Annotated in this window: 13 protein-coding genes; 4 read left to right on the forward strand and 9 right to left on the reverse strand. The window is 46.2% G+C overall.

The genetic code is table 11. From position 1 onward, the window contains the following. Positions 1–22: 22 nt before the first annotated feature. From AC1RNB_RS11760 to AC1RNB_RS11795, 8 genes are all read right to left on the reverse strand, one after another. Positions 23–391: a response regulator transcription factor gene (locus tag AC1RNB_RS11760; protein WP_493082999.1), complete on the reverse strand. Its 369-nt coding sequence runs from the start codon at positions 389–391 to the stop codon at positions 23–25. A gap of 36 nt (positions 392–427) precedes the next feature. Beyond that, positions 428–3424, reverse strand: a complete 2997-nt coding sequence (locus tag AC1RNB_RS11765) for a PAS domain S-box protein (protein ID WP_493083001.1) — start codon at positions 3422–3424, stop codon at positions 428–430. Positions 3425–3574: 150 nt separating this feature from the next. Then, a complete protein-coding gene (locus AC1RNB_RS11770; RefSeq protein WP_493083003.1) occupies positions 3575–4924 on the reverse strand; it encodes a sugar porter family MFS transporter in 1350 nt (449 codons plus the stop codon). Positions 4925–5101: 177 nt separating this feature from the next. Then, positions 5102–7540, reverse strand: a complete 2439-nt coding sequence (locus tag AC1RNB_RS11775; protein WP_493083005.1) for an outer membrane beta-barrel protein — start codon at positions 7538–7540, stop codon at positions 5102–5104. Positions 7541–7764: 224 nt separating this feature from the next. Then, positions 7765–8496 carry a 3-deoxy-manno-octulosonate cytidylyltransferase gene (kdsB, locus tag AC1RNB_RS11780; protein WP_493083007.1) on the reverse strand — a complete coding sequence of 244 codons (732 nt, stop codon included), beginning with the start codon at positions 8494–8496 and terminating at the stop codon, positions 7765–7767. 93 nt (positions 8497–8589) lie between these two features. After that, positions 8590–9411 (reverse strand): sterol desaturase family protein, encoded by an 822-nt coding sequence (locus tag AC1RNB_RS11785; RefSeq protein WP_493083009.1) that lies wholly within the window; start codon positions 9409–9411, stop codon positions 8590–8592. Between the two features lie 232 nt (positions 9412–9643). Then, positions 9644–10759, reverse strand: a complete 1116-nt coding sequence (gene dnaN, locus AC1RNB_RS11790; protein ID WP_493083010.1) for a DNA polymerase III subunit beta — start codon at positions 10757–10759, stop codon at positions 9644–9646. 120 nt (positions 10760–10879) lie between these two features. Continuing rightward, entirely contained in the window at positions 10880–11296 is a 417-nt protein-coding gene (locus AC1RNB_RS11795; protein ID WP_493083012.1) for a response regulator, read from the reverse strand. 95 nt (positions 11297–11391) lie between these two features. Here AC1RNB_RS11795 and AC1RNB_RS11800 point away from each other — a divergent pair, with 95 nt between their 5' ends. The 4 genes from AC1RNB_RS11800 to nagA are packed head-to-tail and all read left to right on the forward strand — an operon-like array spanning position 11392 to position 14760. Further along, positions 11392–11877, forward strand: coding sequence for a regulatory protein RecX (locus AC1RNB_RS11800; RefSeq protein WP_493083014.1), 486 nt, complete (start codon positions 11392–11394; stop codon positions 11875–11877). An 8-nt stretch (positions 11878–11885) separates the two neighbouring features. After that, a complete protein-coding gene (locus tag AC1RNB_RS11805; protein WP_493083016.1) occupies positions 11886–12842 on the forward strand; it encodes a lipid A-modifier LpxR family protein in 957 nt (318 codons plus the stop codon). A 24-nt stretch (positions 12843–12866) separates the two neighbouring features. Beyond that, entirely contained in the window at positions 12867–13667 is an 801-nt protein-coding gene (locus AC1RNB_RS11810; protein ID WP_493083018.1) for an amidohydrolase, read from the forward strand. 1 nt (position 13668) lies between these two features. Continuing rightward, positions 13669–14760, forward strand: coding sequence for an N-acetylglucosamine-6-phosphate deacetylase (nagA, locus tag AC1RNB_RS11815; RefSeq protein ID WP_493083020.1), 1092 nt, complete (start codon positions 13669–13671; stop codon positions 14758–14760). On the opposite strand, the gene thiL is transcribed toward nagA, so the two are convergent. After that, positions 14761–15792, reverse strand: coding sequence for a thiamine-phosphate kinase (thiL, locus tag AC1RNB_RS11820; protein ID WP_493083021.1), 1032 nt, complete (start codon positions 15790–15792; stop codon positions 14761–14763). Positions 15793–15825 lie beyond the last annotated feature (33 nt).

Consider the following 15825-nt stretch of genomic DNA (forward strand, 5'->3'; position numbering starts at 1 on the left):
ATAAGAACAACGTAAGTAGATCTTAGGTTTTTGCGCGGGCCACCAATCTTTTTACACGGATAACCAGTTCATTTAAACTAAAGGGTTTGGTGATATAATCATCAGCACCCAGTTCAAAAGCTTCCATTACTACTTTCTCCTGCTCCATGGCGGAAAGTATGATAACGGGTGTTTTTCGGTTCAACTTCTGTCTTATTAAATTAATCAATTCCAGACCCGATACATAAGGCATCATAATATCTGTGATTACCATATCCGGATTGGCCGATTCGATCTGCTCAGCCGCCTGCCTGCCATCAGCGGTTACAATGACTTCGTAGCCCTCTTTTTTGAGTTTGAGTTCAATGGTTTTCAATAACATCGGTTCATCTTCTGCTACCAGAATCTTCATAATTGATATCGCTGATTTTTACGAAATTAACTCATTTTAGCTGCCTTTGGCCACCTGTTTTTTCAGTTGTGCTACTTCCTTTTGCAGGGCTTTTTCAAGTTCTGAAAACAGTTTTTGTATTTCGGTTACATCCTTCGCCAGTTCTTCCATCGGTTTGTCTTTTTTAGCACCGAGTTCTATACCAGCCAGCAGACCCTGTAATTTTTCGGCCTTTAACATACCGCATGCTCCTTTCAGCTTATGTGCTTTTTTAGAGAGAGCATCGCGGTTGTTCTCCAGCACCAGCACCCTTAACTCTTTGATATCTGCCGGGGCATGCTCCAGAAAAAAGTCCAGCACTTCCAGTACATAGCCGGGATCTTCCAGTTCTTCGAGCAAGGCAAGGTCATACCCTTTTTCCGGGGTTTCCTGTTCTGTCTGTATCAGCTCCTGCTGTATGGTTACATGGAACAATAAACGGATCATTCGGGCATACAGGTCATTAAAATCGAAGGGCTTCACCATAAAATCGTTCATTCCCACGCGGGCACTTCTTTCCTGGTCCTCTTTTAAGGCCGTAGCTGTCATGGCAATGATCGGTGTTTTGAGCCCCATTTTTTCCCGCAGGTAAATAGTGGTTTCATAACCATCCATCACCGGCATCTGCAGGTCCATAATAATCAGATCGTATGGCGGATTCTTCTGGCATTTCTCTATGGCCAGCTGCCCGTTATCAGCAATATCGGCCGTGATACTCATTTTCTTTAAAACAAAATCGATCAGGCGCTGGTTCACAATATTATCTTCTACTACTAAAATTCTTTTACCAGCCAGCTTCGAAGCAAAATCTACCTGCGAAGCCACTACATCTTTACTGTGCGCCCTGCCAAAAGGAATGTCGAAGAGGAATGTGGCCCCGGTGCCCTGTTCGCTGATAACAGAGATCTGTCCACCCTGCAGTTCAATCAATCCCTTGCTGATGGTAAGTCCCAGACCTGCACCACCATAGCCGCTGGCTATTTTTTTATCTCCCTGTGCAAAACTCTCAAAAATGGTTTCCAGCTTGTCTTTGGCAATACCTATGCCGGTATCGCGCAAAGCAAAAGAAAGGCGTGAGATGTTTTCATCCTGTTCTTTTACACAGATAACCAGTTCTATGGATCCTTCATTGGTAAACTTGATGGCATTGCCTATCAGATTGGTAAGCACCTGTTTTAACCGGAAGGCATCTCCCTTTACAAAACGTGGCGTTCCTTCCTGCAGCTGGATGGTAAATGTTAGCTTTTTGTTGCCGAGCGCGTGTTCAAAATGTTTTCTCAGCTCTTCCATTGTCTCGGCTACATCAAACGCAAAACTGTCCAGCGTAAGTTTGCCGGCTTTGAGGTTCGAATAATCCAGTACATTATTCACGATCACCACCAGGTTATTCAGTGATCGGTTGATGATATTCGTAAAACGTTTCTGCTCTTCCGATAAGCTGGTTTCCATGAGCAGCCTCGTCATACCCTGTATGCCGTTCATGGGGGTGCGGATCTCGTGGCTCATATTGGCGAGAAACTGTTCCTGGATCTGCTGGGCCGTTTCTGCTTTTTTCAGTGCCACCATCAATTGCTGGCGGTTTTCAACAGACTCTGTAATGTCGGTAGCGATACCACTGATACCAAATAGCTGCTGACTGTCGTCGAACAATGGAAATTTTGCTACCAGAAAATTTCTTTTTCCTTCCGGTGTGTCCAGCGCTTCTTCTATCTGAACGGCTTTGCCGGTGGCAATTACCTGTTTGTCTATTTCGAGGTAATGATCTGCCAGTGCTTTCGGATTAAAGTCGTGGTCTTTTTTGTTGAGTACCATTTCATCCGTCAGCTCAAACACTTCTTTGAACCGCCTGTTCACCACCAAATACCTGAAATCAAGGTCTTTGATGAAGATAAGTGTATTGGTATTATCGAGAATGGCATTCAGCCGGTATTCATTTTCTTTTCTCCTGGCTTCTGATTCGTCCAGCTCCTGTTGCACCAGTTTCTGCTCGGTAATATCTTTTACCATACACTGAAAACCCTGGATCTGCTCCTCATCTATCAGCAACTGAGCTGCCTGCTCCACCCATTTGCACTCACCCGATTTTGTTTTGATCTGCAATTCAAGATAACTGGCCGGTGTGGCTTTTTGAAATTGATCCTGGTAAAAGGCAACCGCTTTCTCTGTCCATTCTGGTTCGAGTAAAACAGAAAAATGTTTGCCGGTTAATTCGTCTACCGTATAACCGGTTAATTCGGCAATGCGGTTATTGGCAAAACTGATATTACCTTTTGCATCGGTGGTGTACATAACGGCTCCTGCATTCTCGATCAGCTTTCTGTACTTTTCTTCATTGCTGGCCAGCTCTACTTCCGCTTTTTTGCGAAGATTAATATCCAGCTTCAGGCGGGAGAGAATGGCCAATACCAGTAAGATGGCAAAAACCCCTCCGGCAAAGGCCGTATAAATACTTGTTTTGTAACTCTCTTCGTTCAGCGCCATCCGCTGTGCCAATAATTGTTCCTCTACATCCCTGAGTTTTCGAAGCAGTTGTTTAACCGTACGGCTGATAAGAGGGCCCTCTCCATTGGGGCGGATCATTCGGGCAATTGAATCGGCGCTAAATTCCTGCGACAATAGTTTTTTTTGAAATCTTTCTTTTTGCGAACACCAGTCCTGTAGCTTTAATACATTTATTTGCTGCGTAGCATTTTCTTTGGTTAGTTCCAGCAGCCTGAAAACAGCTGCACTGATAAGTGGATGTAAAACAGACACCTGCTGCTGCCAACCGCTATCATGTACAACCAGGTAACTGCGGGTAGCAGCTTCGGCTTCGGTAAATACCAGTCCAATGGTATCAATCTGCCGGATCACCAGATTGGTATGGTCTATTAATAAACGTGAAGAATCCTGTTTGTTTTTCTGTTGCAGGAGTACCAATAGAAATAAAGTGAAAGCAACGACAGAAAAGGCAAGTATCCAGCGGATCTTTCCATCCATACTTAAAATCCGGATAGGAGCTTCTGTTTTGTTCATGGGTGCAGATCCTGAGAAGCGGAACGCTTTTGGCGTAAGTAATAAGGTTTATAAAACGGTAGCCTGAATGACAGAGCCTTGCCTTGTAAAGTTACACACTGTACAGGAAGATATTCACCTGCATTACCAAAAGATAAGCCCATCGTCTGCCTAGCTGCTCAGCTTTTTCTCCAGCTCTTCCAGCGATACCCCCTTGGTTTCCGGAACACTGGTAAATACCCAGACCAGCTGCAAAGCCATCATACCGGCAAAAAAAGCAAAAATGGGCCAGGGATTGTCTTTAAAAATGCCATTGTTTTTATCAAGAAATACCGGCGTTACCAGGGTAATCAATGCTGCAAATACCCAATGAATACTGGAGCCAAAAGATTGGCCCGCACTGCGGATCTTGTTGGGGAAGATCTCAGAAATGAATACCCAGATCACGGCTCCCTGCCCAATGGCATGCGCGGCAATAAACAACAGAAGGAAACTCATCAGGAAAACAGGTCCTGCATGCGAATAAAAGGCCCATGATACCATGGATAAACTCAGGATATATCCCCAGGAGCCGATCACCAATAAGGTTTTCCGACCCAGCCGGTCGATCAGATACAGGCCCACAAATGTGAAAATCAGGTTTACGCCGCCAATAGCGATGGAATTGAACAGGGATTCTTTGGCGGCCAGTCCGGCTTTCTCCAGGATCTCGGGCGCATAGTAGAGAATGAAATTGATACCCGATAACTGGTTAAAAAATGCCACCATGAAAGCGAGGTAAATGATCTTTTTGTGTTTAGGGTTAAAGAAAGCCAGGGGTTTGCCACTCACATTCTCATGCTGGTTACTTTGTATGATAGCCGCAGTTTCAGCTTCTACATCGGTTACGCCGATCTGTAACATAATTGCTTTGGCTTTGGCGAGGTCATTCTTTTTGGTGATGAGCCAGCGCGGACTTTCCGACACACCGAATACCAGCAGTGTATAAATGGTAGCGGGAAAAGCGAGTACACCCAGCATCCAGCGCCAGTCGTTCTCGCCGCCAACACCCTGCAGGAAATAATTGGATAAAAACGCCACCAGGATCCCGAAAACGATATTGAATTGGTACAGCGCTCCCAAACGACCTCGGGTTACAGGGGTAGAGATCTCAGAAATATAAATAGGTGCCACTACCGAAGAAACACCGATACCCACACCACCGATAAAACGAAAAAAAGAAAATATATACGGACCTGTAGCCAGTGCAGAACCCACTGCCGATACGGCAAAGAGAATGCCTACCCACAACAACACTGTTTTTCTTCCAAAGACCTCTGTAGGAATGCCACCAAAAATGGCACCCAGCACGGTTCCCCACAAAGCCATCGACATGATAAAAAAGCCATGAAACAAAGGAGTGGTTTGCCAGAGTTCCTTAATGGGTTGGTTGGCACCGGAAATAACAACGGTATCGAAACCGAAAATAAAACCCGCCAATGCCACTACAATTGACCACTGTACCAGTTTGCTTTTATTCATTGCAATCGATTTTGGTACAGGAAGATACGAGGAAAATTGAACAGATGAACAGACGAACAGACGAACAAGGAACATTGAACGGAAGGGTTTAATGAGCAGATCATCTACCCGTTCATTCGACATTCGTCTGTTCATCTGTTCATCTGTTCGTCTGTTCAATATTCATCTGTTCCCTACCTACCCGCCCGATCCCACCCGGTCCATCTCGTCTTTGGCGCTGCCGGATGTACGGCGGGCGGTTTTGAGGGGTTTACCAAAGCGGTAGGTGAGTCCGAGGTTAACAACACGGGTATCTCTCCGCAGGATGAAATATTCTTCTGCACCCGGAAAATCGGTGAGGCCTTCCATGGCCTGTGTAAAGAAAAGATCTCTCACACTGAGGCGAAGGGTTCCTTTTTTATTGAATACCGGGCGGGCAACACCGGCAGATAGCTGGCCTGTAGGATATAACAGCTCCTGCAGATCGTTACGGGCGCGGGTAGTATAAAAACCAGACAGTTCAAAGGTATACAGCCTGCCTGCTTTAAACTGGTTATTCATGCTCAGGTTCAGCTGCGATACGTTGGAGTTATAATTCACATTCTGATAGCCTTTTAATTCTTTGTGGTTATAGAGTGCCTGTCCGGAGAAACTCCACCAACGCAAGGGGCTTGCCTGTACGGCCATGGAAATACCGAGGTTGGTCATACGACCCACATTGCCATTGGTGTAAACAAGAATATCACTTCCCTCATTCAGGAATAACTGGGAGAAATAGTCTTTGATAATGCTGTACGAAACGGTGGTGGTAAGCCATTGGCGGAACTGGTGACTTAACTCCATATTCCAGCTGTACTGTGGCAGAAAAAACGGGTTGCCTCTTTCGTACGTGTATTTGTTGATGATAGAAACATAGGGATTTAGTTTCTGAAAAGGCGGCCGGTCAATCCGGCGGCCGGCGGTAAGGGTGAAGGTGTTGGACGAATCGGCCTGTAAACTGATATAACCCGAAGGGAACAGTCCTGAATAAGTCCTTGAAAAAGCAGAGTCTTTTTGCCGTGCGTTACCCAGCTGGTGTGCATTGTAATGCGTGTTCTCATAACGCAGGCCCAACTGGTAACTCAGCTTTGCGTTTTTCTGTTCAAAGCTGGTGTAGAGTGCATGAATAGTTTCTTCGTATAAAAAATGATTGCTTTTATTCAGGTCTTCTTTCCAGGCAGCGCCATCGTATATTTCATAGGCAGCAAGGTTATCGGTGCGGATAGAAGAAAGTTTATAACCCGATTCCAGTCTGGTATTTTTACCGAGCTGTGCCGTATGGTCCAGCTTGGCAGAATGGATGGTGATGGTTGCCGGTAAACTGCCGCGTGAACCTTCGTTATAGCCACCGGTAGCTTGTAACAGGTTGCTGAACGCCTGTGTATTGCCGATATCGTAGGACAAATAATCAAGATCTGCCGAGATCTCCTGTGTACGGGAGATCGTGTGTTTGGCATTCAGGTTAATACCCCCGTTGCGAAAACGGCCGCGGGTAGCACCAAAGGTCCGGATGGTAGAATCAGTAACACCGCTTGCATTTTTCCAGTTAGCCAGCGCATCGCTGCTGCCCTTGCGGTTATTGGCAATGCCGGTAAAGGCAATACCAATGGTTGTTTGATTGGATGCGTAAAAATCAAGTCCAGCTTTTAAGGTATTACTGCTGTTCTGGTTAAGAAAGCCGGTAGGCTGATCTAACATGGAGAGTAAGGAACCGCTGGGGGTAAAATATTTCCGCAGCGCATAGATATCCATGAAACTCTTGCTGAAATTACTGCTCCAGGTAGCAAAAGCATTAAACCGGCCGTTGCGGTAATTAAGCACCAGGCTATTATTGTTTTTGGGATAACGGCCCTGTGCAACGGAAGTAGAAACCGTTCCGTTAAAACCTACCTGCCGGTTCTTTTTGGTTTTGATATTAATGATGCCGGCATTACCACTGGCGTCGTATTTGGCCGATGGACTTGTAATCAGTTCTATCTGTTCTACCTGCGAAGAGCTCATGCCGCTTAATAAATTATTCAGCTCGCTGCCTGATACATACGTGGGTTTATCATCTATCAATACCAGCACGCCGGCCTTGCCCTGCAGGCTGATACCGCCGTTCCTGTCTACCATTACCCCCGGCGATTTTTCCAGCACTTCCAGTATGGTGGTGCCGGCGTTGGTAACCGATGCGTCTACGTTTACAATGGTTTTTCCCTGCGCCTGCTGTATAAAGGGCTTGCGGGAGCTGACGCTGACGTTAGCCAGTGTTTTGGCCAAAGGTTGTAATACGAGGGTAATTTTTCCGTTGGCCAGTTCTGCCGCAGATAGGGGGAAGAGACCTGCTTCATATCCCACATAATTTACCCGGAGAAAGGATGCTTCCGGAACGGTCATGTAAAAAACCGACAGGCCGTTTTTATTGGTAACGGCGGTTTTCACCAGTTTTTTATCGTTGCCTTTCAGCCATTCTACTACAGCACCTTCCAGGGCTTCTTTCTGCCCGTTTACAACCGTTACACTAAAACTTTCGGCCGGAACCGTTGTCTGGCCGTTCACAAGAAACACGCACAACAGCAATAAAGCCAGCAATAAGATCAGTTGAAGCTTTCTCATGGCAGGAAATTAAAATAAAGACAAGAATCCCGGGTAGGTTTTTGTTGAATGGCTGAATCAGGCATACAGCACCCTCTGCGCCCCTCTGTTACTCCGTGTCTCTGAGTTGAAAAATATCTCCTATCCCTTTATGCGTTCGGGACATAATGGTGTTTTTCAACACAGAGTCGCAGAGATTTGGAGTTGCACAGAGAAAAACAGTTTTACCTCCATTGAATAGTGGTTTATTTGCCAAGCAGTCCCGCCGCTCTTTCCAGGTCTTCGGGTGTATCTATTTCAATGCCCATATAATCGGTTACCACCATTTTTAATGGCACACTGTTTTCGAGATAACGCAGGCATTCGATTTTTTCGGCGGCTTCCAGCGGTGTTATCTCCCAGCTGGTGAAGTTGAGCAGGGCCTGTTTGCGGAAAGCATACACGCCAATATGTTCGTAGTAAGTAATCGGAGATTCTTTGCTGCGCGGATAAGGAATGACGCTGCGCGAAAACAGCAAGGCATTTCCGTTTTTATCAACGGCCACTTTTACATAGTTGGGATCATCAATAAACTGCTGTTCTTTCATTACCTGCATCAGGGATGCCACCTGCACGGTTTTTCCGTCATCCCCGTCAAAAACCCGCAGTAATTTTTCGAGAGGCCCGCGTTTTACAAAGGGTTCATCGCCCTGCACATTCACTACCAGGTCCACATCAAGGCCGGCTACGGCTTCTGCAATCCGGTCGCTGCCGCTTTCGTGATTTTTCAGGCTCATGATGGCTTTGCCACCATTTGATACGATCTCGTTAAAAATAATATCGCTGTCTGTTACTACATACACTTCATCAAACAAACCGGTAGCAAGTGTATTATCGTACGTATGCCGGATCACCGTTTTGTTACCCAGCAGCTGCATTAGCTTGGCCGGAAACCTTGTAGCGGCGTAACGGGCAGGAATAAAAGCACAGATTTTCATAAACGAAATGTATTAAACCGTGCCTTAGTGTCTTTGTGAGAGAAATAAAGTTCCACACAAAGGCACTAAGGCACGGTTGGGTGCAAAAGTATTTTAATAATCTGTCTTTACCGTTTTATCAAACGGAATCCGTAATTGAAAACCCAGGTTCTCATCTTTGGCATTATCCAAAACGTCCAGTCCGTAACGGATCTGTTCTATAGGGGTAGCATCATAGGTTCCGAAGAGGCGGTCCCATACCGAAAAAATATTCCCGTAGTTACTGTCTGTCTGCGGTCGCATATAATGGTGATGCACTTTGTGCATATTGGGCGATACGAGAAACCAGCTGAGTGCGTTATCGAGCCAGAGCGGCAAACGGATATTGGCATGACTGAACTGGGTAAATACCACGCTCAGGCTCTGGTACATCATTACCAGCCACATAGGGGCGCCGCAAACAACTACGCCCACCATGGTAAAGATCACCCGCAGCACACTTTCGCCGGGATGGTGACGGTTAGCTGTTGTGGTATCCACATGTGTATCGGCATGGTGCACCATGTGAAACTTCCACATCCATTTGATCTTATGTTCGAGAAAATGCACAAAATACGCGCCCGCAAGATCGAGCAATAATAATCCCGCAATCATGAATAACCACAAAGGCAGCTGCACGAGGTAGAGCAAACCGAATTGATGTGCCACCACCCAATCGCTCGCTTTAACAATGAGTAAGGCACAGGCGAAATTGATAATAATGGTAGTGAGGGTAAAAAAGAGATTAATGGAAGCGTGTTTCCATTTATTATACCTGAACCCGAACATCGGGATCATCCCTTCGATGATCCAGAAAAAAGTAATGCCACCTGCCAGAATCAAAGCACGGTGCAAACTGGGGATCTGCTCAAAATAGCGGATAATATTCTCTACCATGGGGGCAATCGTTTAGACAGTCAATTTACTAAGAAATCCATTACAGGCAGTAAAGACCTGATTACTGTATTGTTTGCACGTAAGAGCGAGTGGGGGGTAAGACGGATAGTTGTTCTATGTTCTATGTTCTTTGTTCTGCGTTCGTCAGTTCATCTGTTCCTTGTTCATCTGTTCTTCTGTTCACAAAAAAGCCCCCGTTTCCGGAGGCTTTACTATTGTTATAACAGCTTGTTTAGTTATTCAGCATCAACGGCATCACCAGCATCAACAGGTCTTCTCCCTCGCCCTGCTCGGTGGGTTTGATGAGGCCCGCTTTGGTGGGGGTGGATAATTCCATCCGTACATCATCCGTATCGGCGGCATTCAGCATTTCGATCAGGAACTTGGCGTTGAAAGCGATCTGCAGATCTTCGCCATCATACTGGCAGTTCATGCGCTCATTACCTTCAAAGCTGAAGTCTACATCCTGCGCGGCCATCTGTAATTCGCTGCCGGTAATATTCAGTGCCACCTGGTTGGTGCTCTTGTTACTGAATACGTTTACACGACGTAAGGCATTCTGGAAATCAGCTTTGTTTACGATCAGTCGGTAAGGGTTATCTGCAGGGATCACCACTTTGTAATCGGGGAAACGGGCATCGATCAGTCTACAGATCATCTGGGTAGAACCGTGGTTCACAAACAGGTGGTTGCTGTTATAGCTGATGTTGAGCTCATCTTCATTATCGGGTAAGGCATTCTTTAACAGGTTCAGCGGTTTTTTAGGAACGATGAAAGAATCTGTTTTAGACGCTTTGGTATCGGTTCTTTTGTAACGTACCAGCCTGTGTGCATCGGTGGCCACAAACTGCACGCTGTCTTTGGTGAGTTCAAAGAAAACACCTGTCATAGCCGGACGCAGGTCATCGCTGCTCACCGCAAACAGGGTTTTGTTGATGGCGGTCAGCAAGGCGCTGCTGCTCATGGTAAAACCGGTGGTATCATCGGCAGCGGGTTCTTTCGGAAAATTATCCGGATTTTCGCCCATTACCTTGTACTTACCGTTATCGCTGGTAATTTCAACGGCAAAATTTTTGTCGATATTGAAAGTCAGGGGCTGGTCGGCAATATTCTTCAGCGAATCCAGCAGGATCTTGGCGGGAATACAAACCTTACCATTGGTTTTGCTTTCTACTTCCATCTGAACCCGCATCACGGTTTCGAGGTCCGTAGCTACTACATTGAGTTTTTTGTCCTGTATCTCAAATAAAAAGTCTTCCAGGATAGGTAAAACCGTGTTGGCATTGATCACACCGCTGATCTGTTGCAGGTGTTTTAACAGCGAAGATGACGAAACAATAAATTTCATTCTACACAATTTAAGTTCGCAACAAACCTACTGTAAAATGTTAATATTCCCTCATAGAAATCACAGGCTGTTTCCTTAAAAAGGCGAATGTGAATGAGTTGTGGATTGAGCCGATACTTGTTAACAGGAAAGGTTTTCCATCAGTTCCTGGTAAGTATTCCGGTTCACGGGTTTTACTAGGTAATCGGAAACGGATTTGTAGGAGCGCGACCGCTGCATATCGGTGCTGTTAACTGATGAGCTGACCATGTAAACCGTGATGGGCTTGGGAAAGGAAGTGGCAAGTTTGTTATACTCTTCGAGAAACTCCCAGCCGTTCATCACAGGCATATTGATATCGAGAAAGATCACATCGGGCAGGGCATCGGGATTGGCGGGCAACTGTTCAATGAAATAATTGAGGGCTTCTTTACCATCATAAAAAGAATGAATCTGCTTGGCCAAACCGGTAGATTCCAGTATTACCCGGGCGGTGTACTGGTAGATATTATCGTCGTCGATCAGGCAAACGATATGTTTCTGTTTCACATCGGTCATGGTTCTTCAAATAAATAGTTACTTTAAGGAAAGAAAAGCGGGAGGATATTGGGAATTGTTTTCAAATATAGGCTATTATCCAATAAGTTGCACCCTTGAAACAGCGTGTTACCCCCGAAATGGCTTACCCTAAGATCCGCCACTACTGCGGGTATAGCGAGCGTTGCCATTATGAAGTACGGGAGAAGCTTTTTAGTTTTGGCCTCTTCCAAAAAGACGTGGAAATCCTGCTCTCCCGGCTGATTGAGGAGGATTACCTGAACGAAGAGCGGTTTGCAGTACTTTTTGCCGGCGGCCATTTTCGCCAGCGCAAATGGGGCCGCACCCGGATCGTGTATGCCCTGCGGCAGAAAAAGGTAAGTGAACAGAATATCCGCCGGGCGCTGAAGGAAATAGATGAGACCGAATACCTGGACACCCTGCAAAAGCTGGCCCAGACAAAATGGAAAAGCCTGAAAGACGAACAATATATGAACCGGGAAGCCAAAACAACGGCTTTCCTGTTACAAAAAGGCTATGAAAGACCGCTGATACAGCATGCCATCAGTAAGCTGAAATCGGGTAAGGAAACTAAATCGTAGGTAACTGCATGAGAAAATGGGTACAAAAGGGTTGGTTGTGGATGATCTGCTGTTGTATGGTCGGACAGGGGCGTGCACAAACCCGATCAATCCCCTCCTATGGCAGGGAATTCACGTTTACAACCGAGAATGATGCTTACCTGTTGCAGAAAAAAGATGCCTATTATACCAATGGTTTTTTTTTCAACCTCAGAACCGCTACAGAAAAAAAGGGCGAAAGGATCATCAGCTCTTATGAATTGGGACAAAAGATCTACACCCCCCTAATCCGGAAAACCACCAGTGCTAAAGATATTGACCGCCCCTATTGCGGTTATCTGTACCTGCAGTTTATGCAAACCCATTTTCCTGCCAACGATGCTATTCTGCAGTACCAGGCTACGTTGGCACAGGTTGGACAGGCTTCTTTGGGCGAGGATATCCAGAACAGTTATCATAAAATGCTGGGATATGCACGTTTTACCGGCTGGCAATACCAGGTGCAGAATGCATTGGGCATTGATGCCGGTATCAAATATGCCCAAACCCTGTTACAGGATAGCAGCCTGTTCAAATTTGTACCCGTAATAGAAGCCAGTCTGGGGATGAATTACACCTATGCCGGTATTGGTACCTATTTCTGTCTGGGCGCATTTGAAAAGAACCAGCAAAGCGCTTTGTGGAATACAAGACTGCAAAAAAGAGCCGTAAAGACTGATAGAAAGTTTGAATTGTTTGCCTACTGGTATCCACAGGTATTGTTCCAGGGATATAATGTTACGGTACAGGGAGGTTTAATCAGCAAGGGCCAGGGTGCCGTACTTGCAGATCCGGAGCCGGTGATGTTTCTGCAGCATATCGGGCTATGTTTTGCCAACGGCAGATTTACCACCAAGCTGGCACTGGTTATACAGTCTAAAGAAACCACCACCCAAACCGATTCACATCAATACGGATCTGTGCAGCTGAGTTACCGTTTCCATTAACTTGCAGGGTATAATACCTCCCCCATGCCAACACTTAGTTTTACCATCATTCAAACCCGCTTACACTGGGAAGATAAGCAAGCCAACCTGGCCATGCTGGAAGAAAAGATCCTGGGCATCCGCGAAAAAACCGAGATCGTGGTACTGCCTGAAATGTTCAGTACCGGGTTCAGCATGCGACCCCAACTACTGGCCGAGACAATGGACGGTACTACGGTACAATGGATGAAACGGATAGCCGCTACCAGAAAAATCGTACTCACCGGCAGTGTTATTATAGAAGAGGAGGGCCATTATTATAACCGCCTGCTCTGGGTATTGCCCGATGGCAAACTGGGCTATTACGATAAAAGACACCGTTTTGCTTTTGCAGGAGAAGACAAGGAATATACAGCAGGTAATAAAAGGCTGATCGCACAGGTGAAGGGTTGGAAGATCAATCTGCAGGTATGTTACGATCTCCGTTTCCCGGTGTGGGCAAGGCAGCAATCAACCGATACACCCGAATACGATGTGTTATTGTATGTAGCCAACTGGCCCGAGCGAAGAAGTCATGCCTGGAAAACCTTACTCACGGCCAGAGCCATTGAAAACCAGTGCTTTGTAGTGGGTGTGAACCGGGTGGGAGAAGATGGGAATGGGATCCATCACAGTGGCGACAGTATGGTAGTGGATGCGCTGGGCGTTACTTTGTATCATAAACAGGAGGAAGAAGATATCTATACCATCATTCTCGAAAAAGACAGGCTGCAGGAAGTAAGACAAAAATTTCCTTTCTGGAAAGATGCCGACCAATATAAAATTTTACCCAACGAAGAAGATTGACATGACAAAAACCTATTACGCAGATAAAGTATTTACCGGAGAAGAGTGGCTGCAGGAACAGGTAGTAACGGTGCAGGATGGAAAGATCGTAGACATAAGCGCAGCGGCCTCGTTGGCAGAAACACCTGCGGAAAAATATCCTGTGATAGCACCGGCTTTTATGGACATACAGATCTATGGCGCCTACGACAGATTACTGGCCGTTTACCCCGAAGCCGCATCCCTGCACAAATTATATGATTACTGCAGCAAGGGAGGCGCTTCCCATTTTCAACCTACGGTTGCCACCAATTCTACAGAAGTGTTTTTTGCGTGTATAGATGCTGTAAGGGCCTACTGGAAAGAAGGGGGTAAAGGATGTATCGGTTTGCATGTAGAAGGCCCCTGGTTACACCCCGTTCGCAAAGGCGCCCACCTGGAAAAATTTATACACTCACCCACAATTGAAGAAGCAAAAGAGCTGCTGGAGTACGGCAAGGGAGTGATTACCATGATTACCCTGGCACCGGAAGTTTGCAGCAAAGAAGTGATAGAGCTGATCCGCTCTTACGGGGTCATTATTTCTGCCGGCCATAGCAATGCCACCTACGCCGAAGCCACCACTGCTTTTGATGAAGGTATTACCACCGCCACGCATTTATTCAATGCCATGAGCCCGCTGCAACACCGCGCACCCGGACTGGTTGGTGCTATTTTTAATCACCCCCAAGCCATGGCCAGTATTGTACCCGATGGTTTTCATGTAGATTTTGCCGCGATACGTATTGCTAAAAAAATGATGCAGGAGCGTTTGTTTGTGATCACCGATGCGGTAACCGAAACCACCGAGGGTCCTTACCCACACCATCTCGCCGGCGACAGGTACGAATCCAACGGCATTCTCAGCGGATCTGCATTAACCATGGCCAGTTCTGTGCGGAAACTGGTAGAGAATGTTGGCATTGAACCGGGCGAAGCCTTACGCATGGTAAGCCTCTACCCCGCGCAGGTAATGAACAAAGCCCATAGCATGGGCAGGATTGCCAAAGGGTATGATGCCAATATGGTAATGCTGAATAACGAATGGGAAGTACTGGCCCTGGTTACTGCCTGATCATTGCTGAAACGCGTTCCAGCCTTGTGCGGTAATTGGAAAAGTATTTCCACCTTTGGTGTGCAGTTTGCAGCCTTCTTCTATATCTGTCATATAACCGATCACACTGATCTCTTCGTTGAGGGTGATCTTGTCATAATCTTCCTGTTTCAGGGTAAAGATCAACTCATAATCTTCTCCGCCATTCAAGGCACAAACAGTGGGATCGAGTCCGAACTTAAAAGCAGCCTGGCGGCTATCATCTGCAATCGGTAGTTTTTCTTCATAGATCACACAACCCAGACTGCTTTGTTTACAGAGATGTAATACTTCGCTGCTGATACCATCGCTCACATCCATCATAGAAGTTGGCAGTATATCATTCTGTTCAAAAAATTCGATGGTTTCTTTCCGTGCTTCCGGTTTCAGCAGGCGGCCTACGATATAACTTTCGTTCTCGAGGTCGGGCTGCAGTTGTGGGTTTTCGAGATAGATCTTTTTTTCTCTTTCCATGAGCGTTAAACCGAGGAAAGCGCCACCGAGATCGCCGCTAACGCAGATCAGGTCTCCTTTCTGTGCGGTGCTGCGTTTCACCAGTTTCTCCGGAACCACTTCGCCGAGGGCGGTTACAGAAATGATAAAACCTTTGTTGGAGGAAGAAGTATCTCCTCCCACCAGGTCTACTCCATGTTTTTCGCAGGCAATATATACCCCTTCGTAAAACTCGTCCAGTGCTTCCAGGCTGAACCGGTTGCTGATGGCGATGCTCATGGTGATCTGTGTAGGCTGTGCATTCATGGCATACACATCGCTGAGGTTTACCATCACGGCTTTGTAGCCCAGGTGTTTCAGTGGGGTATACATAAGGTCAAAGTGAATACCTTCTACCAGCAGGTCGGTAGTAATGACGGTCTGTTTGCCAAAATGATCGATCACAGCTGCATCATCGCCCACACCCAGTACGGTAGAAGCATTGTGTATTTCAAAATTGCGGGTAAGATGATCGATCAGACCAAATTCTCCTAACTCACTGATTTCTGTTCTTTGATCCATAGTAATACCAATTATATATGCTTTTTGTAACGC

The organism is Sediminibacterium sp. GW821-FHT12F12 (assembly GCF_058806635.1).